Below are 24,147 nucleotides of genomic sequence, written 5' to 3'. Positions count from 1 at the left end.
ACATTTTAAATGAAATTATTTTATATTTTAATTGATAGAGAAATGTAATGGATTGGACTCAGAAAATAGCGAGATTGGCTCTTGTGAAAAATTCTTTGTATGAGGCAGATACTAGGAAAATTTGGCCTTATTATTTACCTGAATTAGCTGCAACAATAGATGATATTATAAAAACTGAAATTATATTGGGTGAGGAAATTGATAAATTTTATAAGAGCTTTCTTTTATATGCAAATGGATGGAAAGGATTTTATCAATATGTAGATTTATTTGGTCTGACAGATTTGATAGAAGGAGAAAAAAAGCAATATGCATTGGATTTATTAAATATAATCGATATTACATATCTTTCTAAAAAAGGTATTCGTAGAACTGATTTGATGCCAATAGCAGCTACTTTAATTGATAAAGATATTTTTTTAATAGGTAAACCTAATTCATCAATAGCTGGGGAAGTAATTTGGTATGCTGGAGAGGAAATTGAAATTTTTAAAAATTTTAATAAATTTTTTTTAGCAATGATTGATTATAATATTGAAGAGGTTAATGATCTTAAAAGTGGATTGGTTGATATTTACCTAAATAATAAGACTATATATTGATGGAGAATAAACTATGAGTTTATCTAAGAGTTGGTCTGATTTCGGTTAAAGGGATCTAAAAATTTAAATTTAGATGAAATTTTAAAGATTGAATCTATTTTGAATATTGAACTTCCTTTCTTGTATAAAAGTTTAGTTGAATATGCAAATCCTGCATATATTGAAGTTGGTTCTTTTTATTACGGTGATGATGAAACATGTATAAGTGATTTTTTCCCTCTAACTCAATCAAATGAGTATGGTTCATTTTTATGGTACGCACTTGATAATTCTATAATTCCTAAAGGTATTTTACCATTTGCAAGAGATGCTGGGGATTTCTTGATTTGTTTTGATTATCGAGAAACAAAAACATTGCCTAAAATAATTTTACTTGATAGCTTCTTGTCGGAAATATATCCAATTTCAAATAATTTTGAAGGTTTTTTAGAGCTTTTACATGAGTGATTAATATATTAATAAATGTTTATTTACCTTTGTAATTGATTTTAATATGCTAAAAAATCTTAAAATAAATATAAAGTTTGAAATTATTGTAGATATAATTAAAACTTTAATTTCGTAAAAACAGAGAAATATTTCGTATGTCATTAAAATATCCGAATAGTACTGTTAATTTTTCAGCAAGTCCTGCACATGCTTTGACTCCCTTTCAGGTGTATGATCGGGATGAATGGGAAAATTATTTATCTAAATATGACCCCAATAATTTTTTAGAAATAGAACCATTATTTAATGAATACTTTTTTAAAGTAAAAAATAAAAAGTATAATGTTCATCATAAAGCAGTAATTATACTCTCATTAGAGAAAGCTTTGCTGACTGAGAATTATAACTTCGCTGAATTATTAGAGTCTGATGATGAAACATGCTTTTATTTTCCTTATAATTGGAAAATTGAAAAACCTAGAGATTTTTTTAAGAGTATTTATGGTTTGATGTTTGAGAACTGGGGTAGTGAAGTAATTAATTCGGGATATAAAATTTTACCACCAAACCAAATATTATAAGCTTGGGGTAATTATAATATATTTCATTTATACTGGGCTCTTTTGATTTTTTAGCTATTTTTTAACGTATTGTTAGGTGTGGGAAAGTATTACCATGAATGAATATTTTAAGACGTACACAGAATCGCATGATGGAATAGAAGGAACGTTCTATTGTGAAGTGGAAAAAGGATTGATAATCCGTCATATTAGTGTTTTTGAAGGAATTTTTTATTGGGCAACTCCTAAAGAATATTTTCATGAACAATATGATTTTACAGATCAGCCAGAGTTTGGAGAGGCTGATGAGAGTGCAATTTCTATATCAAAAGCTGAGTTTGATGTGACATGGAATCATGCAGTAAGGCAGAATTTAATTTGAATATCATCAATGGTGATCTTATTGATCTAGCAAAAAATGGAAATTTTGATGTAATTATTCATGGATGTAATTGCTTTTGTAGAATGGGTGTGGGAATAGCATAAAGTAATTAAACAAGATTTCTATTCTTGTAAAATAGCTTACCCTATGCTCGGAACTAGTCTTGCTGGTGGAGACTGTAATAAAGTATTGTAAGTTTTAGGTAATTATAATATATTTTATTTGTAAGTTTTGTGAACTTTAAATATTTCTTAACTTTAATGGTTTTAAATTAATAAGGTTATATGATGATAAAAAGAATTGTTAATCCTTTTTATATCTGCTTTTTTTTATCAAATATATTATTTTATCGAGATTTTGATGAAGTTCAGACTCAAGGTGTTATATTTAATAGTATAGATTTTACTAGTTTAAAACATATTGATATTTTATTAGAAGAATTGGTAAAGCCTGAATTTATGAGATTAGATGATTCGACGAAAGAAAGGGTGATGCATTCGTTGTATTATATGAATATATCAAATAATCAAAAATTTATTTCATTTGTTTTGGGTTATTTTGATCTTTTAGATTTTTCTGAAATTGCAGTTGATTATTTTTTGAAAAAAATGTGGGAAATATTTTTTGATGGTATTCAGTTGAATTTATTAAAAGAAGATTTTAATGTTTCTTATAAAATTTTAAATGATAATAATATAAATTACATTCTTCAAAGTGAAAGTAAAGATATGAGTGGAGTATTGGATGAAGTATATGGAAAAATATTTAAAATTTATATAATGTTTTTATAGTGTATTCAAAAGTATTATATTTTTTATGGAAATCAAAAAATTAAGACTAATTTTCTACAAGTTTTTTAAAAGGAACTAAAATGAGGAAGTTGTTAATCTATTTAGAAGAAAATAAAACTTTTGATATTAATCAGATAGTAGAAAAAATTTCAAGTATTTTAGGAGTTTCAAATTTAAAAGTTGGAGATTTCATTGGTGCTATTTTGGAATGTGAGTATTCATTAAATGGAAGTTCAACTATAGTTAGAATGAGTAAAGATGCTGAAACTTTAACAATAGAAGGCGTTGGAGATGAAGCTATTGATTTTGCTTTAAAAATTCAAAAATTATTGCCTTATCCTTTATTCATGATGGATATGGAATATAACTTTAATATTAGATTGTTGGATTATAATTCTCTTGATGAAATTAGAAAAACGACCTTAATTTAATTTATTTTTAAAATTATAATTATAGTCTTGTTTTTTTATTAAATGTCCTGATTTAATGAATAATCTTTAAGATATAAAAATTTGAATGCTTAATATAGTAAATTTAATCAAAAATTATAAGTTCGTCACTTAAAATTCTTAAAGTTAAAGTCATTAATGTTATAATCTGATTTAATGCTAAGGTGTTCAAACTTAGTCATCGGATGCTAGTTTTTAAGTAATTTTTTTGGCGTTTAAGCCCACATAAATTATAGTTCAAGTGTTAAATACTTAACTCATCTAAATGAATATTATTGAAAAATGAAAAATAGGTTAATGACATGACAATTGATAAAACAGAATTATATTGGTCTTCGCTATGTAGTTTAACAGCAGAGTTGCGTTGTTGGGTCCATATAGTTCGGAAGCACGATTCTTCGGTTGAGAAAGGTAGGTGGGGCAAATGTTAACAATCTCTATCGAAAATTATTTAGAAGGGCCTGATGGTTTTGTTTCTTTTAAAGATATAGAAGTCGTAGAGATTTCAATAAATCGTCTTAGGGGAGGAATGGCAAATCGCCCATTGCAGATGATTGATATAAAATAATATAATTATTACTCATATCGAATAATAATAACTTAAATTGATAATATTACTACGAGTGAATTATAGTAATTCACACTTCATTATTGATGATACTGACTCATCCTATTTATCAAAGAGATGCATTATTTTCATCGTTAGTATTTAAATAATCTTCTAGTGTGCCTATTAATATTTTACACTATACTAATCTCATGATTGAAAATTCAATTTATAAATTAAGTAAATATTCCTAGAGGATTACAAAAATGACATTAAAAGAAAAATTAAGTGAATTTGATGACGCGATAGTAGCAGTCGCACTACATGCTCCGGATGACTATGCTGAGTGGCAGCTTGAATACTTTCCTACCCAAGCTGCAATTCATGAAGATACTATGAGTGATTTAAAAGAGCTATGGAATGAGATTAGATCACAAATTAAAAAAGATTTAGCTAAAGCCGACTATGTTGGAGTTAAACTTCAAGAAATGTTTGATGCTTATGATAAAGGAGATAAAGTGGAAGGAAAAAAAATAGCTTGGGAGCTTGCAGATTTATACGATATTAATAAATTGAGATAATATTATAGATGCTCGATGTATTTAATAAAGATAACATTTTAAAAGCACAAAAAATGATATGTACAATATTTATGAATTTAGGTAGTGAGAAAAATGTCTTTAAAAGAAAAATTAGGTGAATTAGAAGATTCATTAGTCACAGTAGAGTACTGTGCTCCAGATGACTATGATGAGTGGCTTCTTGAGTACTTTCCTACTCAAGAAGCCATTCATGAAGAACGAATGAAAGATTTAAGAGAGTTGTGGTCTGAAATTAGGCCAAAAATAAAAAAAGATCTTGTGAAAGCCGATTATGTTGGAGTTAAACTTCAAGAAATGATGAATGCCTTTGATAAGAGCGATAAGAGCGATAAGAGCGAAGGACAAAAAATTGCTGGAGAGCTTGCTGATTTATATGATATTACCAAGTTAAAATAATTTTTTGAGATATTTGATGTATTCCACCGCGATGATATTTTAAAAAAGAAAAAACTCATATGTATAGTATTACTGAATTAAGGTAATTAATAAGATGTCTTTAAAAGAAAAATTGGGTGAATTAGAAGATGCCCTTATGACACTAGCGCATTGTGCTCCAGATGATTATAACGAATGGCGACTTGAGTACTTTCCTACTCAAGAAGCCATTCATGAAGAAGAAATAAAGGACCTAAGAGCATTGTGGTCTGAAATTAGACCAAAAATTAAAAAAGATCTGGTGAAAGCCGATTATGTTGAAATTAAAATTCAAGAAATGATTGATGCTTTTGATAACGGGGAGAAGATTGAAGGGCGAAAAATTGCTAGAGAGCTTGCTGATTTGTACGATATTACCAAGCTAAAATAATTTTTTTAGATATTTGATGTATTCCACCGCGATGATATTTTAAAAAGAAAAAACTCATATGTATAGCATTACTGAATTAAGGTAATTAATAAGATGTCTTTAAAAGAAAAATTAGGTGAATTAGAAGATTCATTAGTCACAGTAGAGTACTGTGCCCCAGATAACTATAATGAATGGCTTTTTGAATACTTTCCTACACAGGAGGCTATTCATGAAGAACAAATGAAAGATTTAAGAGTGTTGTGGTCTGAAATTAGACCAAAAATAAAAAAAGATCTTGTGAAAGCCGATTATGTTGGGATTAAACTTCAAGAAATGATGGATGCTTTTAATAAAGGTTATAAGGATGAAGGAAAAAAAATTGCTGGAGAGCTTGCCGATTTATACGATATTACTAAATTGAAATAATATTTTAAGATGCTCGATGTATTTAATGAAGATAATATTTTAAAAGCACAAAAAAGATGATCTGTACAATATTTATGAATTTAGGTAGTGACTAAAATGTCTTTAAGAGAAAAATTAGGTGAATTAACAGATTCTCTTGTTACTGTAGCACATTGTGCTCCAGATGATTATGATGATTGGCTTCTTAAATACTTTCCTACTCAAAAAGCTATTCACGAAGAACGAATTAAAGATGTAAGAGAGCTATGGTCTGAAATTAGACTAAAAATTAAAAAAGACCTAGTGAAAGCTGACTATGTTGGAGTTAAACTTCAAGAAATGATGGATGCCTTTGATAAGGGCGATAAGAGCGAAGGGCAAAAAATTGCTAGAGAGTTGGCCGATTTATACGATATTACTAAATTGAAATAAGTTTTAGAGTTACTAAGTAAATTCACTTAATGAGAGATATATGTAAATGTTATTACAAGATAAATTAAAATGGATAGAAAATAAATTATCCTTAATCTCAAACAATACTCAAGATAATCAGTTATCTGAAAGTGAAAAGAATGAGTGGGACGGTATTTTTGTTGAAATAAAAAGATTGTGGGAAGAAATAGTTTTTGAAGTTCAAAAAGACACTGTAAAGGCGTTACAAATTGAAAGAAAAACTATTGAAATGATTGATGTATTTCATCAAGATGATATTTTAAAAGCAAAAAAAATAGCTTGGGAAATAGCTCATATGTATACCATTACTGAATTGAAGTGATTAATTTTTATAAGAAGGTATTCATGGTTGTACAGAAAATTTATATTTTTGGAGATAAGATTCCATTATGAATAAATATGATTATTATGGCGTGAGTTATGATAACGAAGAAAATATGATTTTAAAGTTGAGTGAAATTTTAGGAGTTGTATTTATACCTCATGATAGTTCTTTCTGGGGGGATTATTTTTTAGCAAAAATTGATGGTAAGGCAGAATGTAGGCTTTTTCAAAATTTTAATCCGTGTGAAGATGAGTGGAACTATCCAGATCATAAGCATGTTGAATGGATTTTGGAGGTAGATGGAATATGTGAAATAGATAATATATTTAATAAATTGTTAAATGAAGCTAAATCTAATGTTTTTTTATTATATCGGTCAGAGATTGAAGCTTTAAACTATTCAAGAAGGTATGAATTTAAAGAAGGTAATTTTAAGTTGATTAGTGAATTCTTTTTTAAGAAAAATTAATTTTTGTCTAATTTATTTTAAGTTATATATTTATTTAAGTAATAATTTTTACATTTAATTTAATGAGGATATCGTTGAAATATATCTATATTTAGGAAGGTGTATTGATAAATCTTCAACTTTAAATGAAATTAATATATAGCTTTGATGGTAGGTTGATAGTGTTTTGAAGTCGAATACCAAAAAGATGTCTATTAGTTAACAACTTTATATGAAAATAAATCTGGGGGATAGAATGAATTTTATTGAAAAGTCTCAACTTATTAATGTAATAGTTAAAGAAGTAGTTGAGGCTATAATTCCTGCCAATTGGAATTATATTTATTTTTATACTGAAAGTTTAAGAGATAAAGAAATTGGTCTAAGAAAAAAAACAACTGTTGAATGTTGGATCGGAGAAAAACCAGTTTTATATACTAAAGATTATGCATTAGATACAAGTGGTGAGTTATTAATGGAAATTAATAAACTTTATTTGGTGTGTGAAAAAAATAATGATATTTGGACTGGATTTTTACTAAAAATAAATAATACAGGAAAATATTCCTCTAAGTTTTATTATGAAGGTACACCTCTTCTTGATGGTAATGAAAAGGAATTAGATAAAAGAATAAATGATTTAAAATCTTAATTTATTAAATTTAGCCTAAATGTTTTTTTAAAATTTTTAGATATTTAGGCTGCTTTATATTCCATAATTTAATTATTTTATGAAAATAAATAGTATTTTGCTACTCAAACCTACGGGAAGTCATATTCTGTACTGGTTTAGTTCTAGAATGGCCAAATAAACATGGCTTTTCCTATTTGGGGTAAATAATGAAAGCAAAACAGGAAATATTCGATTTACTTAGTGTGCTTAAAGTGTTTGATGTCAACTATGTAAGCCATGAGGATTGTTTGAAACTGCATGGGTTGAATATGAATCAGCCTGAGGATGTAGTTAAAGCTGTCAGAACTTTGCTTTTGCCAGAATTTAATACATATCCTCAGGGCTCACGACAACGACTAATAGCTTTACTCAGCGCGACAATTTTGGATTCCAGTGAGGATTTTAGTATGCTTTTTGATCGAATTGAGCTGGCATTTGATAATGAGATTATTGATAAGCGTGTTTTTATGTCTGCTTTGTTGGTTGGGATTGAATCAGCCTCTTAACCTGCCATTCGGAATATCATGTCTACCTAGGTAGTGGACTTGATCTCAAAAATATCAAAATATTGAGTTTAATCGAGTGATTGATGTAATTCTAAATTCAAGAAAGAAGTAGAATGACTTCTTTCTTTAATGATTCGTCATAATTAATGAAGATGATTATCTTCATCAATAGTATCTAAGTAAGCGCCCAAAAATCCTGTTAAGATTGAGGCAATTTATGATAGTAACACAATTCGTCCATAAGGTTTTGTAGTTAAATATCAGAAAGCAGATGGTACGTGGTTAGAGTTCAATTTGAAAATAGAGTAGGGGGATAAAATGGATTTTTTAAGGAAATCAGAATTAATTAATTCTATACTTGAAAAAATTGAATCTTTGGCCGTAAATGATTGGCGAAATATTGTCTATTATACTGAAAGACTTAGAGACAATAATATTGGATTGAGAAATAAGGATACAGCCTTATGTTGGGTTGGTGACAATCTAAAATTATATACGGCTGATTATCCTTTACGTTCTTCTATGGAACCTTATAAAACAATAAATATTCTTTTTGAAGAGTGTGAAAAATCTGGTGATAATTGGTGTGCTTTATTTTTATTTTTAGATCATAATGGTAAATATTGTTCTAAGTTTTATTATGAAGGTACACCTCTTCTTGATGGTAATGAAGAAGAGTTAGATAAAAGAATGAATGATTTAAGATCTTAATTAATTAAATTTAGCCTAAATATCTTTTTAAAATTTTTAGATATTTAGGCTACTTTATATCCCATAATTTAATTATTTTATGAAAATAAATAATATTTTACTATTCTAATTGACTTGATGTGTAAAACCCTATTTTTATTAATTTTTTAAGAATAGAAAATTTTTACTAATAAATGCATCCTTTTTACTAGTTCAATTAACTATTTTTAAAAAATATGGCACTAAGTCTTTAAAACTTAATGCCATATTTTTAAATAAAAACAATAAAAGTTTTACTTAATCTTTTTAAAGATAAAGTCATTAATCTTATGACCTGACTCAATACCACGGCGTTCAAACTTAGTCACTGGGCGCCACTCTGGACGTGGATAGCTATTGCCTTTACCCGCCAAGTTTTCAAGGTCTGGACGGTTGTCTAAAATATCAAGCATCCATTCAGCATACGGTTCCCAGTCTGTTGCTGCGTGGAATGTACCACCCAGCTCAAGTTTTTGTTCAACTAATTGCATACGCTCATGAATAACAAAACGACGTTTGAAATGACGTTTCTTTTGCCAAGGGTCTGGGAAGTAAAGTTGTACACAGTTAATACTGTTGTCTGGCATTTCACGTAAAACCTGAATCGCGTCTGCATCAAGTACACGTAAGTTTTTAAGTTCCGCCATACCTGCTTCATAAAGACACTGAGCAATACCAGGTACGTGAACTTCAATACCCACATAGTTGCGTTCAGGGTTTGCTTTTGCCATAAGCACTAATGAACGACCCATACCAAAACCGATTTCAACAGTTAAAGGACGTTCTGGATGTTCGAAGTGCTGACGTAAGTCACCAACAGGATATTCCAAAATTAAATCGCGATGTTGTTCTAATGCCGTGCGTTGAGACGTATTAAGTGGTGCTGAACGACGCATAAACGTCACAATTTCACGGTGTTCAGGCAAATTGTCTAAGTCTGCAATTTGCGTTTCTAACTGATCGATCGACATAACCTTGGCAATATTGAAATTCAAATGCGGTATTTTAAGTCTTCATGTGGTCAAGTCAAATGTTTCGGTGTTTTTCTTCATGTAGATGTCATGTTCAATATTTAATCTAAGAATCTATATAAATTTCAAATGAACATATTTACTCATGAAAACTTTTCAATTACGCACACTTTCTGTGCTGTTAGGGGCACTTGGTGCTTTTACATATAGTCCTTGGGCACAAGCACAGCTCATGTTTAGTCAATATGTTGACGGCAGTAGTAACCGCAAAGGTTTGGAAATTTATAATCCAGATGGGACTACAGTTAATTTAGCCGACTATGAAATTCAACAATTTAATAATGGCGGTACAGCAAAAACAGCAACTTTCCGTTTACAAGGATCGTTAACCAGTAAGCAGAAGTTTTTGGTAGGTCGCTCTGAGTTACAGGCTGAACTTGGTAGTAAAGTAAATCAGGTCGCTGCATTATCTTTTAATGGTGATGATGCTGTTGTACTTGTTTATAAAGGCACACCTGTAGACCGTTTTGGGCGTATTGGTGAGCGACCGGAATCAGGATGGGGAACAGCCGTTTCGAGCGTGGGAAATAGTTTTAAGCGTCTTGAAACTGAGAATCCAACTTTAAGTATTGATACAACTGCAGCATTTGATTTGGACCGTTCATGGTCAGCTTGGACAAACCGCAATGACTTTTCAAATTTATCTGGCTCAACAACACAGCCTCCTGTTGAAACGATAAGTTGTTCAAGCTCCGATACACCAATTGCTGATTTATCAACCGCAGCACAAAACCACACCTATACAGTGCGTGGTGTGATAACTGCTGACTATCGTTATGCCAATGGCTTCTCTGGTTTTTATGTTCAGACACCAGACACAAAAGCACGTGCAAATGTCAGTAATGCTATTTTTGTTTACATTCCAAATAGTAGTGCTGTAAAAGGTGGGCAAGTTGGCGATGAAGTTATTTTGCGTGGTCGCTTAACAACTTATCAAAACCAATTGCAATTAGATCAATTACAACAAGATATTCAAACTTGTAATAGCAATATGGCAAATCAGGTGCAGCCGATTAGCGTTGAACTTCCATTTGCTAGCTTAACAGGTGGTTCAACCCATTCTCCGCAGCGTTATCAAGGTATGTTGGTCAAACTACCTCAGACTTTAACGGTGAGTGAGAATTACAATTACGGCCGTTATGGTGAATTATCTCTAAGCTTAGGCCGCTTATATATTCCAACCAATTTATATCCTGCACTATCTCCAGAAGCCAAAGCTCTTGCTCAGAAAAATTTATTGTCGAAAATTATTTTTGATGACGGCTATAACAACCAAAACCGTACTCCATGGTTACCGACAAATTTTAGCGCTGCTAATACGCTACGTTCGGGTTATCAACTTAAGAATGCTGAAGGTATTTTGGAATACCGTTTTAATGGTTGGCGTGTGCAACCAGTGCTTGGACGTAATCAGCCTGAAGTGATTACTCAAACAAACCCGCGTCAAAATGTCATTACCAAAAATGCTAATCACATTCGTGTAGCTTCATTTAACGTTTTGAACTATGACAATGGTGCAACGGGTTTCCCAACAGAGCGTGGTGCAACCACACAAACTGAGTTTGATAAACAGCACCGTAAAATTGTGAGTGCGCTCAAAGCAATTGATGCCGATGTGTATGGTTTAATGGAAATTGCGAACAATGGTTATGGGCCTAATAGTGCAATTGCCAATTTGACCAAAGCTTTAGGTAGCGATTGGAAATACGTCGTTCCTGAAAATCTAGACCGTTTAGGTGGTGATGCAATCGCAGTTGCTATTATTTATAACAGCAAGCGTGTTAAACCTTTAAATAAGCCTGTAGTGCTTGATTTGGGCGACAAGAACCGAACAACATTGGCGCAAAGTTTCCAAGCCGTTCGTGGTAATAAAACCTTTACCGTTATTCCAAATCACTTGAAATCGAAAAGCTGTAGTGGGGTGGATGCTAGCTCTATTGATGCAGACCAAAAAGATGGTCAAGGTTGTTGGAACCCGACTCGCGTGAAAGCAGTAGATCAAATTGTGCAGTGGTTAGCGAAAAATCCGACCCAAGTGCCTAAGCAAAATGCTTTACTTGTAGGGGATATGAACAGTTATGCAAAGGAAGAACCTATTTTGTCATTTGAAAAAGCGAACTATAAAGTTTTACTTAATGACACAAAGGTCGGTCAGGGTACTCAGGCATATAGCTATGTGTATGGTGTTGCGAGTGATGCCAACGGCAATGGTGGAGCAGGTAACTTAGATCATGCAATTGCTGATGCAGCTCTATATCCAAAAGTAGTGAGAACCTTTGCATGGCATATCAACGCAGACGAGCCAACGGTTCTAGATTACAACGAAGAATATAAAACGGATGAGCAAAAGGCATTGTTTTATGGTGAAGATGCTTATCGTTCTTCGGACCATGACCCTGTAATTGTCGATCTAGATTTAAATGGAAAAGACTCAAGTCATCCTGACAATGATAAGAACAATGGGATTTTTGATTTCTTAACTGAATTAGTGAATTGGCTTAGCCAGCTTTTTAAGCGTAATTAACGGAAAAATTGCGTGACGCAAATGTGTTTTATCATATTTTAAACAATCGTCACGCAAGACAACTTGCAAGGAATGACTTTTTGAAGAATATTAGATGGTGTAAGTATTTTATAAGTTTACGCTTTTTTACAATTAAAGAATTGTGCAAACCTTGCAGGTTTTCTAGAAGCAATTTAAAACGTTAATATGAGATAACAAGGATCAGATATGAAATTATATTATTCGCCAGGCGCATGTTCTTTAGCTGCACATATTATTTTAAATGAAATTAATGTTGATTTTGACTTAGAACGGGTAAATTTAAAAACTCATAAAACAGAAAAAGGCGCAGATTATTACGAAATTAATCCAAAAGGATATGTACCAGCTTTAGAAATTAACCCTGGTTTAATGTTAACTGAGAATGTTGCGATTTTACCTTTCCTTGCTCAGCACGATCCTAAGCAGGATTTAATTCCTCCATCAGGGATGGGCCGTGCGAAAGTATTGGAATGGTTGGGTTATTTGAACTCTGAATTGCATGATGCTTATGCAGTTTTCTTTGGGGCACCTTTAACGAGCGATGAAAAAACCAAAGCTTATGCTGAAATCGACCGTCTTTTAAAATATATCGATAACTATTTGTCTGAATCTGATTACGATTATTTGGTAAATGATAATTTTGGTCCAGCAGATGCTTATCTATTTGTTTTAACAAATTGGTCAAACTCAATTGAGCATGACTTAACACCTTATAAGCACATTATTGCATTACGCAATAAAGTTGCAGAGCGTCAATCTGTACAAATTGCGATGCGTGACGAAGGCTTAATTTCATAAAAGATTTAAGAGCCAAAAAAAAGCCCCTAATCAATAGGGGCTTTTTTATACTAAAAACGATTAGTGTTGAGCGTCTTTTTTCACTTCAGCAGCGGTATTTTCAACAGCTTGAGCTGTATCAGCAGTCGCTTTACGTGCAGTCGCTTCTGTTTCAGCTGCAGCTTTAGCAGTCGCGTCAGCAGCGTGATCGGTTGCAGCATCGATCTTCTCAGCAGCATTATCAGTTGCAGTTGCAATATCGTCAGCAGCTTTATCACCAGCAGATTTGATATCAGCACTTGCTTGTTGAGCAGCATTTTCTAAGTGTTCACCTGTAGTCGCGCCAGTTTCTGGAGCTTTATCTTTATTACAACCAACAAGGGCAACAGTCGCAGCAAGACCTAAAGCAACAAGTAATTTATTCATTGTGTTTTTCCTTCTAATTCATGGCATCCAAATATGGATGTCTAAAATATAAACATAAAGTAAATGATTAATAAAGATCGAAAATTGTTAAAAAGTTGTAACTCTAGTATTAAAAAAGCCTAGCATTTTGTAATGCTAGGCTTGAAATAAATAATAATGATTTTGACCGATTTTACTGCCCAGAACGGATGATGTAATCAAACGCTGAGAGTGATGCTTTAGCGCCTTCACCTGTAGCAATAATGATTTGCTTGTAAGGTACAGTCGTACAGTCACCCGCCGCAAATACACCTTGTACATTGGTTTCGTTGCGGTCATTGACAATGATCTCGCCACGGTTGGTTAATTCAACTTCACTGTCTTTCAAGAAGTCAGTGTTTGGCAGTAAACCAATCTGTACAAAGATTCCTGCAAGCTCGACCACATGCTCTTCATCAGTCGCACGGTCTTTATATTTAAGACCAGTCACTTGTGAACCATCACCTAACACTTCTGTACTTAAGGCATTCATAATCACCGTTGTGTTTGGCAAGCTATGCAATTTGTTTTGCAACACTTGGTCAGCACGAAGTTTGGTATCGAATTCAACCAGAGTGACATGCTCAACAATCCCTGCAAGGTCAATTGCTGCTTCAACACCTGAGTTACCGCCACCAATCACAGCAACACGTTTGCCTTTGAACAATGGACCATCACAGTGTGGGCAGTACGCAACACCACGGGTACGGTATTCTTGCTCACCCGGTACATTCATCTCTCTCCAACGTGCACCTGTTGAAAGGATCACCGTTTTCGATTCAAGTTTTGCACCGTTTTCAAGTTCAACTTCAACCAGACCATTTGCAGTCTTGTTGGCACCTGTGATTTTGCTGACACGTTGCAGGTTCATGATATCGACATCATATTCACGAACATGTGCTTCCATCTCGGCAGCAAACTTAGGACCTTGAGTCTTTTGCACAGAGGTGAAGTTTTCAATGTCCATGGTGTCCATGACCTGACCACCAAAACGTTCAGCCACGATACCTGTATTGATACCTTTACGTGCCGCATAGATTGCAGCTGTTGCGCCCGCAGGACCACCACCAATCACCAATACATCAAAAGCATCTTTGGCATTCAGTGCTGCCGCATCTTTTTCAGCAGAGTTGGTGTCGAGTTTTGCCACAATCTCTTCAAGGGTCATACGACCTTGACCAATGTGCTCGTTGTCTTGGAATACCATTGGTACAGCCATGATTTTGCGTTGTTCCACTTCATCTTGGAAGAATGAACCGTCAATCATGGTTGCCGTGGTGTTCGGGTTATAAATGGCAATCAGGTTAAGCGCCTGTACCACGTCCGGACAGTTATGACAGCTTAATGATACAAACACATCAAAGTTTGCTTTGAGGTTTAAGCCTTTAATCTGGTTAAGCACTTCATCTGACACTTTAGGTGCATAACCAGACACCTGCAACAGTGCCAAGATCAAAGACGTAAACTCATGACCCATTGGTAAGCCTGCGAAGAACACACGAGGCTGTTCACTTGCTTTAGCCACACCAAAGCTTGGACGACGTGTATTGTTACCGTCAAAACGGGCAGTCACTTTGTCAGAAAGCTCAGCGATTTCACTCACCAACTCTTTAATTTGAGCTGCTTTATCTGATTCATCTAAAGCAGCAACTAATTCGATTGGACTTTCTAGACGTTCTAAGTAAGCTTTTAATTGAGTTTTAATGTTTTGATCTAACATCTGTTTTTACTCCAATGCATCCAAATTCTTTCAATAGATGCATAGTACGTGAAAACACAGAATAGGTGAAACAGTATGTTTTTATAGATTTAATCGGTTTTTTGAATTATCAAAAACATTCATAAATAAGATCAATAATCTATCTCTCAAATATGCTTTTTTATGTTTTGTAGTGTTTTAAAGTGAAAGTATTTAAAAATTTATATATGTTATATGGCTGTAAAGATTTTATGTCATAACATTAAAAGGTACTTTCATGTCATTGCAACGCGGCATTTATCAGCATTATAAAGGTAATCTCTATCAAGTTTTTTCTGTGGCAAAACACAGTGAGACTGAAGAAGAGTTAGTCGTTTATCAGTGTCTTTATGGTGACTATTCAACTTGGGTACGTCCGCTAGAGATGTTTACTGAAACGCTGAAAATGGCTGATGGAAGTATCGTGCCGCGTTTTAAGTTAATTCAAAGCACTTAACGCAAACGACTTTTATATAAAATAACGATTTTAAAGGGTGAATATATGCCAAATACTTTTTTCTTACAAAGAGTTGCCGATTTATATGACACCTTTAAACGACATGATGCACAGCAGACAGACCGTTTGCTGCGGTATCGTAATATTGAGGCGGAGTCTGCAAAATTATTATCGCAATTTATTCGGATGCAGCAAGCTAAATCAATTTTAGAAATTGGGACTTCAACAGGTTACTCTACTTTATGGCTTGCTGAGGCTGCTCAAGCTACTCATGGAAAAGTAACCACGCTTGAAATTGATGCCAATCGTAGTAATGAAGCTAAACGCCATGCGACTGAACTGGCATTAGAGGAATTGGTAGATTTTTGGGTGGGAGATGCAGCCGACTATTTAAAAGAAACTCAGGAAACTTTCGATTTTATTTTGTTAGATGCTGAGCGACCTGCTTACGAGAATTATTGGCCAGATTTAAAACGGCTGATGAAGCCAAAAGGTGGCGTACTCATTATTGATAATGTTATTTCACATGCGGCTGAAGTCAGCTCATTCTTAGCTTTAATTAAAAAAGATGAAAATTTTATGAGCAGTATTTTGCCTGTAGGCGCTGGTTTATGCATTGTAGTGGCAAGGTAAGCCATTTAAAAATCTGATTTATTCATTCATAAAGGCCTGTTCAAAGCAGGCCTTATTTCATTATGTTATGAAGCATTCACTAAAGATAGGCGAGTAAAGTGTAAGTCGAATTCTAAATATTTATGTACAAAAGCAGCTTTGTCTGTTGATCGTAATAAGTTGTCATAAATAAATTCTGGTACAGGATGATAAAGTTCGCCTGAACCATCGCTATAAAATATTTTTAGATGACGTGAAGTCGCATTGTATTTCCATGAAGTGACTGCCACAGTATTCGCCATAAATTTTTCCCCTTTTATTTCATATTACTTAAGCTCAAAAAACATCGGTTATTTATTCGACATTACTCAAACTTCATGTAATGGGGAAGGGCATAATTGTAAAAGTATCAGTAGAAAATGTGATGTGCTTATTCAAAACAAAAGAACCATCCGATGAGGGATGGTTCTTTGAGTTTTTAAAATCTAATAAGAGATTAGATTTTACCAACTAGGTCGATAGATGGAGCAAGAGTAGCTTCGCCTTCTTTCCATTTAGCTGGGCAAACTTCACCTGGGTGAGCGTGTACGTATTGAGCAGCTTTTACTTTACGAAGAAGTTCAGATGCGTCACGGCCGATACCACCAGCGTTGAGTTCAACGATTTGGATTTTACCTTCTGGATCGATAACGAAAGTACCACGGTCAGCTAAACCTTCAGATTCGATAAGAACGTCGAAGTTTTTAGAAAGAGTCCAAGTTGGGTCACCAACTAATGGATATTGGATTTTTTTGATTTCTTCAGAAGTGTCGTGCCAAGCTTTGTGAGTGAAGTGTGTATCAGTAGATACAGCATAAATTTCAACACCAAGTTTTTGGAATTCAGCGTAGTTGTCAGCTAAGTCACCAAGTTCAGTTGGACAAACGAAAGTGAAGTCAGCTGGATAGAAGAATACAACAGACCATTTACCTTTAAGGTTAGTTTCGTTAACTTCAACAAATTGGCCGTTGTGGTAAGCAGTTGCTTGGAATGGTTTAACTTCAGTATTAATCAAGCTCATCATTGTCTCCATGATTGAGGTTTATATTTAAACTTGTTTACGAGATGTAGAATAAATAAAAATTCTTTATTGGGGAAATAGTATTTTTACATGACTAAAATCGGAAAATCGAATAAGTGATAAATTTACGATTTTTAAGTCCCCAAACACTGTATTCGATTTGACTGCAAAAACATGTAAAACAAATGACAGTTATCGTAAAAGAAACTTGCCTAACAACATGAAGTCTAGTGAGACAAAATTCAAGGGTAAAATTTTAAAAAATTAAAAATATATAAAAACCCAACTGTTTTACCTTATGGTCATTAGAGCGTAAAATAGAGGATTGTTGTATTTTCAGGAAAATTTGTCTGTGCAGAATGATTTAAATATTGATCAGTGGGTGATGGCAAGAGATCGTTACCGTTTAAATCGTTTGCGTAAAGATAAAAAAGCCAATACAGCAGAGATTGAAAAATTATTTGAACAATCTAATGCCAAAGTAAGGCAGCGATTTGAACGTCTCCCTAAAATTAAACTGAATCAGGATTTACCTGTTTCTCAATATGCAGACCGCTTAATTGATGCGATTCAAAAGCATCAGGTAATTATTGTGGCAGGTGAGACAGGTTCAGGTAAAACCACACAGCTTCCTCAGATTGCAATGTTAGCGGGACGTGGCTTAACGGGAATGATTGGTCATACTCAGCCACGTCGTTTAGCTGCACGTAGTGTTTCTCAGCGTATTGCAGAAGAAGTCGGCGAAAAGCTTGGCGAGTCTATTGGTTTTAAAATCCGCTTTAATGAACAAGGTTCGCAAGATTCAATTGTACGGTTAATGACCGACGGTATTTTGCTTGCCGAGTTAGGTAATGACCGTTATTTGTCTAAATATGACACGATCATTATTGATGAAGCGCATGAACGCTCACTCAATATCGATTTTATTATGGGCTATTTAAAGCAGTTACTGCCAAAACGCCCAGATCTAAAAGTTATTGTGACTTCGGCAACTTTAGATGTAAATCGCTTTAGTAATTACTTTAATGACGCACCTATTTTTGAAGTAGAAGGGCGTAGTTATCCTGTCGAAGTACTTTATCGCCCAATTTCAGAAATGAATATTGGCGGCAGTGATGACGATGAGTTTGATGATTTTGAAGAAAACCTTCCTCGTGCAGTTGTACAGGCTGTAGAAGAATGCTTTGCTGACGCAGAAGCAAAAGGTCATCCTGAACATGCCGACATTTTAATTTTCTCAAGCACAGAACAAGAAATTCGTGAGTTGCAGGAAACCTTGCAAAAGTACGGGCCTAGACATACCGAAATTTTACCTTTGTATGCGCGTTTAGCTGTTTCTGAACAACAGAAGATCTTTAGTCCGGGTGGAAAAGGCCGTCGTATTATTATTGCGACGAACGTAGCCGAAACTGCACTTACGGTTCCAAACATTCGTTATGTGATTGATAGCGGTTTTGCTCGTATATCGCGTTATAACTATCGTTCACGTGTACAACGCTTACCAATTGAAGCAATTTCTCAAGCCGCAGCCAATCAGCGTAAAGGGCGTTGTGGCCGTATTGCTCCGGGTGTGTGTATCCGTTTATATAGCGAAGAAGACTTTTTAAGTCGTCCTGAATTTACCGAACCTGAAATTAAAAGAACCAACTTAGCATCTGTTATTTTGCAAATGCAGAGTTTAGGGTTAGGTGAGTTAGAAAACTTCGATTTTATTGAGCCGCCAGATTTCCGCCTTGTAAATGATGGTCGTAAGTTACTGATTGAGTTAGGCGCACTTAACGAGAAGAAAAATGAGCTGACTAAAGTCGGGCAAATGATGGCACGTATGCCAATTGACCCACGTTTGGCACGTATGATCGTGGGCGGTGCTCATTTTGGCGTACTCAAAGAAATCTTAATTGTGGTAAGTGCTTTAGCGGTTCAAGATCCGCGTGAGCGCCCAGCCGATAAACAAATGCAGGCTGACCAAAAGCATGCATTATTCAAAGAAGCGGATTCAGATTTTCTGTTTTATTTGAAGCTTTGGGAGACTTTAAATCCTAAAGGCGAAGCAGGAATGTCTGAAAATAAACGGCGTCAATTTGCCAAGCAGCATTTCTTAAGCTGGTTGCGTTTACGTGAATGGAAACAGACACACCAGCAATTGGTTGAGTTAGCCGAAGGCTTAAAACTTAGCTTTAATGAAAAGCCTGCAAATTATGAAAACTTGCATCGTGCATTGCTGACAGGTTTATTATCCTTCATTGCCAATAAAACTGATGAACGTAATACCTTTATGGCGGTGCGTCAGCAAAAGGCTAAAGTTTTTCCAGCAAGTACGCTGCACAAAACCAATACCTCTTGGGTGATGGCTTTTGAGATGGTCGAAACCTCTCAAGTGTACTTACGTACTTTAGCCAAAATTGACCCTGAATGGATTTTGCTTGCTGCACGCGACTTATTGAAATATCACTATTTCGAGCCGCATTGGTCTAAGAAAGCTGGGATCGTAAATGCCTATGCGCAAATTTCTTTATTTGGCTTAATTGTTGAGCCAAAACGGTTAATTAATTTTGAGAAAGTTGACCAACCTGCTGCTCATGAGATTTTCTTACGCGATGCATTAACCACAGGTAACTTGGGTACGATTCCGCCATTTTTAAAACACAACTTACTTAAGCTTGAAGAAGTAGAGCGAGTTGAAGATAAATTGCGTCGCCGTGATTTAGTGGTCGATGAAGAAACAATTTATCAGTTTTATGCCTCTAAGATTCCGGAAGAAATCGCGAGTCGCCGTAGTTTTGAAGACTGGCGTGCCACAGTAGAAGCAAATAATCCTCGTTATTTATTTATTGACGATGATGCGCTCTGGCTCAATGATCGGCCAACTACGCAGCAATTCCCAGATCATTTACACAATGGGCAGCTGCGTTTAGCAACCACATATCATTTTGACCCGAGCCATGACGAAGATGGTGCTACTGTTCAAATTCCTGTACAGGCGCTGCCTCAAGTCGATGAAAATATCTGGTCATGGGGAATTCCAGGTTGGCGCCAAGATTTAATTGAGGCTTTACTCAAAGCTTTACCTAAAGACAAGCGTCGTAATGTGGTGCCAATTCCTGATACAGCTCGTAAGCTCATGCAAGGGGTTGATGCAGTACATTTACGTGAACATATTTTTAGTTATTTAGCTTTTGCCTTGCGTGGTGAGCAAATTACTGAAAAAGATTTCTCGTTTGAACGTATTGATCCATATTTGGTGCCTTTCATTAAGGTTATTGATGAAAAAGGTAAGCTGATTGCGAAAGGGCGTGATTTACCTGAGTTAAAAGCACGTTGTCGTGTAGAAACGCATCGTCCAGTGAAACAGCAAAAAGGTGAGTTTAAGGACTTTCCTGAAAACTTTACTTTCGAGGCTTCTCATAAAGTTACGGGCGTTGTAGTAAAGCAATATCAGGCTTTAGTTCCGACCAAGGCTTTTGCTGACCTCGAAGCTAAAGATGAGTCAGGCATTGTTATTCAAACGTTTAACGATCAGGCTGAGGCGATTAAACAGCATCGTGAAGGTATTATTCGTCTAGTCCATATGCAACTTGGCGATTTGGTTCGTCAGTTGAAAAAGCAGATTTCAAAACCGCTCGCGTTGGCTTATTCACCTTTGGGCGATAAAGCTAAGCTTGAGCAGATGTTGGTCTATGCAACGTTGCAGATGGCAATTACGACTCTGCCAATTAACGCAGATGAATTTAACAAACTGCTCGAGCAAGTTAAAAAGCAATTTTTGACCCATGGTCAGCAAGCACTTGAGCAGTTAAGTGATATTTACATTCAGTGGCAGCAAATCCGTCGTCAGCTTTTAGTGCTTGATCCAAACGTGTTTGGGCGCAGTATTGATGATATTGAAGATCAACTAGATTTAATGTCACTTGGTAATTTTGTTTACTGCCAACCAGTCGATCTTTGGCAGGAATATCCGCGATATTTAAAAGCGCTGCTATTGCGTTTAAATCGATTGCCAAATAATCTACAGCGAGATCATGCCGCTATTGATGATGTCGATCCATGGATGGACAAGGTATTTAAATTCAAAAATAATCCCAAAATCAAAGAATTGTATTTGATGTTGGAAGAATTCCGCATTTCTTTATTTTCTCAACCGATGAAAACCAAGATGCCTATTTCGCCAACTCGACTGCAAAAGTTATGGGATCGTTTGGGAATCAGTTAAGATAGATCGGGGTCTGTTTATGTTGTTGTTTAGCCTACAACGCAATTTATAAATGAAAGATTAACAGACCCTATTCATTTTTTTAGGAGTTTTACATGGGCATTCGTATCACAGGTACTGGGTTATTTCACCCAACAGAAATCATTTCTAATGAAGAACTGGCCGACAGTTTAAATGCTTATGTGGAACAATATAACCAAGAGAATGCAGAGAAAATTGCAGCAGGTGAACTCGAAGAATTACGTGGTTCTAGTGCTGAATTTATTGAAAAAGCGTCTGGTATTAAGCGCCGTTACGTGATTGAGAAATCAGGTATTCTCGATCCAAATCGTTTGCGTCCTCGTTTGTCTGAACGTTCAAATGATGAACTTTCACTTCAAGCAGAGTGGGGCGTCATTGCTGCGAAACAGGCAATGGAAAATGCAGGCGTAACTGCTGAAGATATCGATGTTGTGATTTTGGCATGTTCAAACATGCAGCGTGCTTATCCAGCAGTTGCGATTGAAATTCAGTCGGCACTTGGCATTCAAGGTTATGCCTACGACATGAACGTTGCATGTTCAGCTGCCACTTTTGGTTTGAAACAAGCGGCAGATGCAATTCGTTCAGGCGCTCGTCGTGTTTTATTGGTGAACGTTGAGATTACATCGGGTCACTTAGATTACCGTAATCGTGATTGTCACTTCATTTTTGGCGACGTTGCAACGGCTTCTATTATTGAAGAAACCACTACTAAAACTGGTTTTGAAATTTTAGATATTCATTTATTTACTCAATTTTCAAACAACATTCGCAATAACTTCGGTTTCTTAAACCGTAGCGAAGATGCAGTGGTTGACGACAAGTTATTCCGTCAAGATGGTCGCAAAGTCTTTAAAGATGTTTGTCCGTTAGTGGCAAAAATCATTAATGCGCAGTTGGAAAAAATGCAGTTAACTGCAAACGATATTAAGCGTTTCTGGTTACACCAAGCCAATGCCAACATGAATGAACTAATCTTGAAATATGTGGCTGGTAAAGAGGCAGATCTAAGCCGTGCCCCAATTATTCTAGATGAGTTTGCTAATACCTCTTCAGCAGGCGTGATTATTGCTTTACACCGTACAGGCCATGAAGTAGATAATGGCGAATATGGTGTGATTTCATCTTTCGGCGCTGGTTATTCAGTAGGTTCGATTGTTGTTCAAAAGCACGTTGCTTAAGTTACTAGATTAATTAAAAAACGCTCGTAAGAGCGTTTTTTTATGAGTCAAAAATAATAAAGCGGGCCAAAATTGGCCCGCTTCAATTGAATCAAAAATGATTAAAACTTTTTGGTGTAGTTTACAAACAAGCGGTCCTCACCAAAGTCATTGCCATGTTTTACGTTGTAATCAATACGAATATATTGCAGAGCGACGCCTTTTAAGAAAGGCTGCTGAAACGCATAGTTTAAAATCACATTCGATTCAGTTTCATGGTTTTTGTCACCATTGGCAGCTTTAAAGTCATGTCCGTAAACATATTTCACCATCGCATTTAAACCTGGTACATAATCTTTAAAGTCATAGCCGTACATGACATGGTACGACTTTTCATCTTCTTTAAAGAAGCCGGTGGCATTCCAGTTAATGAAATACGTCTCTGGTAAGAAACCATCTGGTAATGGATAAGCCGACTCACCGATAATTTGTTGGTATCCCAACCCAAAGGTATGGTTTTTTACTTTAAGAGTCTCTAGCACCCCGATGTTTTGCGCATCAATATCAAAAGTGTTGCCATCATCTTTTGCATTGAAGTACTTAAACTTAGAAGTAAGAGCGAAATTAGGTTGTTTCCAATTATGCTCAAGCCCTACATAGTGTTTATTGTAGAGGTCTTCTAAATTACCAAAATAATATTCGCCCTTTAAAGACGGCGTAAATTGATAGCGCAGATCTATGTAATTTAAACCATTAGATTCTTTGGTAATGCCGTTCGCTGTAAAAGAAAACTTTTTAAAATCTTCTTCATTTCGTGGAGAGACTTTTTCAACCCGACCAATTTCTGCATAGAGCTGATCTGAAAGTTGCGACTTAAGATTGGTTCCCCAATAAGAGGCAAGTAATTGTCGGCTGGCATCCACAGCCGTTACAGGCAGATCTAACCAGAGTTCACCGACACTTAAAAGGGTTTTGTCATAACCTAGTTTTAAAGTTGCGCCGTATTTTAAAAAGTCAGATGCTTGTGATTGAGTTTCTTTATTAAAAGGCAAAACTGTGTCCGCAACATGTTTGTCAGAACTTAAGCGCACGGCGTATTGAACAGAAGCATCTGCACCAATCGTAATAGGTTTGTCTGCAATTTGCAGCGGAGTGTCATGCATTTTCGATTTATAAAATAATGACGCTGCCTGAGACCAGCTACCAGTATCTTTGAGGGCATCATTATCAAAATTACGATTGATATAGGCATTCTTTAGCGTGAACTTCCATTCATCTTCGGGCTGCTGATTTGGATTTGCAGCGAATGAATTGCCACACATCAATACTAAGGTCGCGAAAGTTAAAGCAGATGGCTTAAAGCGGTGTAATAATTCCATAGTCTATTTCCAAAAAAGATGCGCC

The 24,147-nt window shown here is 35.0% G+C and carries 29 protein-coding genes; 23 read left to right on the top strand and 6 right to left on the bottom strand.

The genetic code is table 11. From position 1 onward, the window contains the following. Positions 1-47 precede the first annotated feature (47 nt). The 17 genes from AAC388_RS12445 to AAC388_RS12365 all read left to right on the top strand — a co-directional run bounded on the left by AAC388_RS12445 (position 48) and on the right by AAC388_RS12365 (position 8,670). Positions 48-602: an SMI1/KNR4 family protein gene (locus AAC388_RS12445; protein WP_342370714.1), complete on the top strand. Its 555-nt coding sequence runs from the start codon at positions 48-50 to the stop codon at positions 600-602. A 99-nt stretch (positions 603-701) separates the two neighbouring features. After that, positions 702-1,049 carry an SMI1/KNR4 family protein gene (locus tag AAC388_RS12440; protein ID WP_342370713.1) on the top strand — a complete coding sequence of 116 codons (348 nt, stop codon included), beginning with the start codon at positions 702-704 and terminating at the stop codon, positions 1,047-1,049. Between the two features lie 137 nt (positions 1,050-1,186). Next, positions 1,187-1,612: a hypothetical protein gene (locus AAC388_RS12435; protein ID WP_342370712.1), complete on the top strand. Its 426-nt coding sequence runs from the start codon at positions 1,187-1,189 to the stop codon at positions 1,610-1,612. A gap of 94 nt (positions 1,613-1,706) precedes the next feature. After that, positions 1,707-1,973 (top strand): hypothetical protein, encoded by a 267-nt coding sequence (locus tag AAC388_RS12430; protein WP_342370711.1) that lies wholly within the window; start codon positions 1,707-1,709, stop codon positions 1,971-1,973. 284 nt (positions 1,974-2,257) lie between these two features. Next, on the top strand, positions 2,258-2,764 hold the full coding sequence (locus AAC388_RS12425; protein WP_342370710.1) for a hypothetical protein: 507 nt from the start codon (positions 2,258-2,260) through the stop codon (positions 2,762-2,764). 80 nt (positions 2,765-2,844) lie between these two features. Further along, entirely contained in the window at positions 2,845-3,195 is a 351-nt protein-coding gene (locus AAC388_RS12420; RefSeq protein WP_342370709.1) for a hypothetical protein, read from the top strand. A gap of 442 nt (positions 3,196-3,637) precedes the next feature. Continuing rightward, positions 3,638-3,781, top strand: a complete 144-nt coding sequence (locus AAC388_RS12415; RefSeq protein ID WP_342370708.1) for a hypothetical protein — start codon at positions 3,638-3,640, stop codon at positions 3,779-3,781. A 245-nt stretch (positions 3,782-4,026) separates the two neighbouring features. Beyond that, on the top strand, positions 4,027-4,341 hold the full coding sequence (locus tag AAC388_RS12410; RefSeq protein ID WP_342370707.1) for a hypothetical protein: 315 nt from the start codon (positions 4,027-4,029) through the stop codon (positions 4,339-4,341). Between the two features lie 93 nt (positions 4,342-4,434). Then, positions 4,435-4,758, top strand: a complete 324-nt coding sequence (locus AAC388_RS12405; protein ID WP_342370706.1) for a hypothetical protein — start codon at positions 4,435-4,437, stop codon at positions 4,756-4,758. Between the two features lie 94 nt (positions 4,759-4,852). Continuing rightward, positions 4,853-5,167 (top strand): hypothetical protein, encoded by a 315-nt coding sequence (locus AAC388_RS12400; RefSeq protein ID WP_342370705.1) that lies wholly within the window; start codon positions 4,853-4,855, stop codon positions 5,165-5,167. A gap of 93 nt (positions 5,168-5,260) precedes the next feature. Continuing rightward, a complete protein-coding gene (locus AAC388_RS12395) occupies positions 5,261-5,575 on the top strand; it encodes a hypothetical protein (RefSeq protein WP_342370704.1) in 315 nt (104 codons plus the stop codon). 96 nt (positions 5,576-5,671) lie between these two features. Then, positions 5,672-5,986: a hypothetical protein gene (locus tag AAC388_RS12390; RefSeq protein WP_342370703.1), complete on the top strand. Its 315-nt coding sequence runs from the start codon at positions 5,672-5,674 to the stop codon at positions 5,984-5,986. Positions 5,987-6,032: 46 nt separating this feature from the next. Further along, complete coding sequence (locus tag AAC388_RS12385) at positions 6,033-6,329, top strand: hypothetical protein (RefSeq protein WP_342370702.1); 297 nt, start codon at positions 6,033-6,035, stop codon at positions 6,327-6,329. A gap of 67 nt (positions 6,330-6,396) precedes the next feature. After that, positions 6,397-6,801, top strand: a complete 405-nt coding sequence (locus AAC388_RS12380; protein ID WP_342370701.1) for a hypothetical protein — start codon at positions 6,397-6,399, stop codon at positions 6,799-6,801. Between the two features lie 235 nt (positions 6,802-7,036). Further along, positions 7,037-7,432 (top strand): immunity protein YezG family protein, encoded by a 396-nt coding sequence (locus AAC388_RS12375; protein WP_342370700.1) that lies wholly within the window; start codon positions 7,037-7,039, stop codon positions 7,430-7,432. A 188-nt stretch (positions 7,433-7,620) separates the two neighbouring features. Further along, positions 7,621-7,959, top strand: coding sequence for a hypothetical protein (locus AAC388_RS12370; RefSeq protein ID WP_342370699.1), 339 nt, complete (start codon positions 7,621-7,623; stop codon positions 7,957-7,959). A 318-nt stretch (positions 7,960-8,277) separates the two neighbouring features. Then, positions 8,278-8,670 (top strand): hypothetical protein, encoded by a 393-nt coding sequence (locus AAC388_RS12365; RefSeq protein ID WP_342370698.1) that lies wholly within the window; start codon positions 8,278-8,280, stop codon positions 8,668-8,670. A 272-nt stretch (positions 8,671-8,942) separates the two neighbouring features. Here AAC388_RS12365 and trmB read toward each other — a convergent pair whose 3' ends face one another. Further along, positions 8,943-9,659, bottom strand: coding sequence for a tRNA (guanosine(46)-N7)-methyltransferase TrmB (gene trmB / locus AAC388_RS12360; protein WP_002121537.1), 717 nt, complete (start codon positions 9,657-9,659; stop codon positions 8,943-8,945). 145 nt (positions 9,660-9,804) lie between these two features. On the opposite strand from trmB, the gene AAC388_RS12355 reads away from it, so the two are divergent. Continuing rightward, on the top strand, positions 9,805-12,243 hold the full coding sequence (locus AAC388_RS12355) for an ExeM/NucH family extracellular endonuclease (protein WP_342370697.1): 2,439 nt from the start codon (positions 9,805-9,807) through the stop codon (positions 12,241-12,243). Between the two features lie 207 nt (positions 12,244-12,450). Next, the gene (locus AAC388_RS12350; protein ID WP_002121577.1) at positions 12,451-13,062 is read left to right on the top strand and encodes a glutathione binding-like protein; all 612 of its coding nucleotides are present in this window, start codon (positions 12,451-12,453) and stop codon (positions 13,060-13,062) included. Between the two features lie 60 nt (positions 13,063-13,122). Here the strand turns inward: AAC388_RS12350 and AAC388_RS12345 are convergent, their stop codons facing one another. Together AAC388_RS12345 and ahpF are read right to left on the bottom strand one after the other, a co-directional pair. Next, complete coding sequence (locus AAC388_RS12345; RefSeq protein WP_002121546.1) at positions 13,123-13,467, bottom strand: hypothetical protein; 345 nt, start codon at positions 13,465-13,467, stop codon at positions 13,123-13,125. A 172-nt stretch (positions 13,468-13,639) separates the two neighbouring features. Continuing rightward, positions 13,640-15,205 (bottom strand): alkyl hydroperoxide reductase subunit F, encoded by a 1,566-nt coding sequence (gene ahpF / locus AAC388_RS12340; RefSeq protein WP_342370696.1) that lies wholly within the window; start codon positions 15,203-15,205, stop codon positions 13,640-13,642. A 256-nt stretch (positions 15,206-15,461) separates the two neighbouring features. Between ahpF and AAC388_RS12335 the strand changes: the two genes are divergently transcribed. Together AAC388_RS12335 and AAC388_RS12330 are read left to right on the top strand one after the other, a co-directional pair. Then, positions 15,462-15,680, top strand: a complete 219-nt coding sequence (locus AAC388_RS12335) for a DUF1653 domain-containing protein (RefSeq protein WP_014206204.1) — start codon at positions 15,462-15,464, stop codon at positions 15,678-15,680. Positions 15,681-15,725: 45 nt separating this feature from the next. Continuing rightward, the gene (locus AAC388_RS12330) at positions 15,726-16,313 is read left to right on the top strand and encodes an O-methyltransferase (protein WP_014206205.1); all 588 of its coding nucleotides are present in this window, start codon (positions 15,726-15,728) and stop codon (positions 16,311-16,313) included. Between the two features lie 65 nt (positions 16,314-16,378). Here the strand turns inward: AAC388_RS12330 and AAC388_RS12325 are convergent, their stop codons facing one another. Both AAC388_RS12325 and ahpC read right to left on the bottom strand, forming a co-directional pair. Next, positions 16,379-16,594 carry a KTSC domain-containing protein gene (locus tag AAC388_RS12325; protein ID WP_005070287.1) on the bottom strand — a complete coding sequence of 72 codons (216 nt, stop codon included), beginning with the start codon at positions 16,592-16,594 and terminating at the stop codon, positions 16,379-16,381. Between the two features lie 194 nt (positions 16,595-16,788). Then, positions 16,789-17,352, bottom strand: coding sequence for an alkyl hydroperoxide reductase subunit C (ahpC, locus tag AAC388_RS12320; protein WP_003652649.1), 564 nt, complete (start codon positions 17,350-17,352; stop codon positions 16,789-16,791). 352 nt (positions 17,353-17,704) lie between these two features. On the opposite strand from ahpC, the gene hrpA reads away from it, so the two are divergent. Further along, positions 17,705-21,562, top strand: coding sequence for an ATP-dependent RNA helicase HrpA (hrpA, locus tag AAC388_RS12315; RefSeq protein WP_342370695.1), 3,858 nt, complete (start codon positions 17,705-17,707; stop codon positions 21,560-21,562). Positions 21,563-21,657: 95 nt separating this feature from the next. Then, complete coding sequence (locus AAC388_RS12310) at positions 21,658-22,764, top strand: beta-ketoacyl-ACP synthase III (protein WP_013198471.1); 1,107 nt, start codon at positions 21,658-21,660, stop codon at positions 22,762-22,764. Positions 22,765-22,865: 101 nt separating this feature from the next. Here the strand turns inward: AAC388_RS12310 and AAC388_RS12305 are convergent, their stop codons facing one another. After that, entirely contained in the window at positions 22,866-24,122 is a 1,257-nt protein-coding gene (locus tag AAC388_RS12305; RefSeq protein WP_206237792.1) for an OprD family outer membrane porin, read from the bottom strand. Between the last annotated feature and the right edge of the window lie 25 nt (positions 24,123-24,147).

It is taken from the genome of Acinetobacter sp. D009 (genome assembly GCF_038562025.1).
In the GTDB taxonomy this organism is placed as follows: domain Bacteria; phylum Pseudomonadota; class Gammaproteobacteria; order Pseudomonadales; family Moraxellaceae; genus Acinetobacter; species Acinetobacter pittii.
The sequence above is the reverse complement of the archived record's forward strand: the minus strand, read 5'-3'. Positions and strand labels throughout refer to the sequence as shown.

Bases quoted from the DNA above. Each gene is read 5' to 3' on its own strand.
- AAC388_RS12445 (WP_342370714.1), top strand. From the start codon at position 48: ATGGATTGGACTCAGAAAATAGCGAGATTGGCTCTTGTGAAAAATTCT.
- AAC388_RS12435 (WP_342370712.1), top strand. From the start codon at position 1,187: ATGTCATTAAAATATCCGAATAGTACTGTTAATTTTTCAGCAAGTCCT.
- AAC388_RS12430 (WP_342370711.1), top strand. From the start codon at position 1,707: ATGAATGAATATTTTAAGACGTACACAGAATCGCATGATGGAATAGAA.
- AAC388_RS12425 (WP_342370710.1), top strand. From the start codon at position 2,258: ATGATGATAAAAAGAATTGTTAATCCTTTTTATATCTGCTTTTTTTTA.
- AAC388_RS12420 (WP_342370709.1), top strand. From the start codon at position 2,845: ATGAGGAAGTTGTTAATCTATTTAGAAGAAAATAAAACTTTTGATATT.
- AAC388_RS12415 (WP_342370708.1), top strand. From the start codon at position 3,638: ATGTTAACAATCTCTATCGAAAATTATTTAGAAGGGCCTGATGGTTTT.
- AAC388_RS12410 (WP_342370707.1), top strand. From the start codon at position 4,027: ATGACATTAAAAGAAAAATTAAGTGAATTTGATGACGCGATAGTAGCA.
- AAC388_RS12405 (WP_342370706.1), top strand. From the start codon at position 4,435: ATGTCTTTAAAAGAAAAATTAGGTGAATTAGAAGATTCATTAGTCACA.
- AAC388_RS12400 (WP_342370705.1), top strand. From the start codon at position 4,853: ATGTCTTTAAAAGAAAAATTGGGTGAATTAGAAGATGCCCTTATGACA.
- AAC388_RS12395 (WP_342370704.1), top strand. From the start codon at position 5,261: ATGTCTTTAAAAGAAAAATTAGGTGAATTAGAAGATTCATTAGTCACA.
- AAC388_RS12390 (WP_342370703.1), top strand. From the start codon at position 5,672: ATGTCTTTAAGAGAAAAATTAGGTGAATTAACAGATTCTCTTGTTACT.
- AAC388_RS12385 (WP_342370702.1), top strand. From the start codon at position 6,033: ATGTTATTACAAGATAAATTAAAATGGATAGAAAATAAATTATCCTTA.
- AAC388_RS12380 (WP_342370701.1), top strand. From the start codon at position 6,397: ATGAATAAATATGATTATTATGGCGTGAGTTATGATAACGAAGAAAAT.
- AAC388_RS12375 (WP_342370700.1), top strand. From the start codon at position 7,037: ATGAATTTTATTGAAAAGTCTCAACTTATTAATGTAATAGTTAAAGAA.
- AAC388_RS12370 (WP_342370699.1), top strand. From the start codon at position 7,621: ATGAAAGCAAAACAGGAAATATTCGATTTACTTAGTGTGCTTAAAGTG.
- AAC388_RS12365 (WP_342370698.1), top strand. From the start codon at position 8,278: ATGGATTTTTTAAGGAAATCAGAATTAATTAATTCTATACTTGAAAAA.
- trmB (WP_002121537.1), bottom strand. From the start codon at position 9,659: ATGTCGATCGATCAGTTAGAAACGCAAATTGCAGACTTAGACAATTTG.
- AAC388_RS12355 (WP_342370697.1), top strand. From the start codon at position 9,805: ATGAAAACTTTTCAATTACGCACACTTTCTGTGCTGTTAGGGGCACTT.
- AAC388_RS12350 (WP_002121577.1), top strand. From the start codon at position 12,451: ATGAAATTATATTATTCGCCAGGCGCATGTTCTTTAGCTGCACATATT.
- AAC388_RS12345 (WP_002121546.1), bottom strand. From the start codon at position 13,467: ATGAATAAATTACTTGTTGCTTTAGGTCTTGCTGCGACTGTTGCCCTT.
- ahpF (WP_342370696.1), bottom strand. From the start codon at position 15,205: ATGTTAGATCAAAACATTAAAACTCAATTAAAAGCTTACTTAGAACGT.
- AAC388_RS12335 (WP_014206204.1), top strand. From the start codon at position 15,462: ATGTCATTGCAACGCGGCATTTATCAGCATTATAAAGGTAATCTCTAT.
- AAC388_RS12330 (WP_014206205.1), top strand. From the start codon at position 15,726: ATGCCAAATACTTTTTTCTTACAAAGAGTTGCCGATTTATATGACACC.
- AAC388_RS12325 (WP_005070287.1), bottom strand. From the start codon at position 16,594: ATGGCGAATACTGTGGCAGTCACTTCATGGAAATACAATGCGACTTCA.
- ahpC (WP_003652649.1), bottom strand. From the start codon at position 17,352: ATGAGCTTGATTAATACTGAAGTTAAACCATTCCAAGCAACTGCTTAC.
- AAC388_RS12310 (WP_013198471.1), top strand. From the start codon at position 21,658: ATGGGCATTCGTATCACAGGTACTGGGTTATTTCACCCAACAGAAATC.
- AAC388_RS12305 (WP_206237792.1), bottom strand. From the start codon at position 24,122: ATGGAATTATTACACCGCTTTAAGCCATCTGCTTTAACTTTCGCGACC.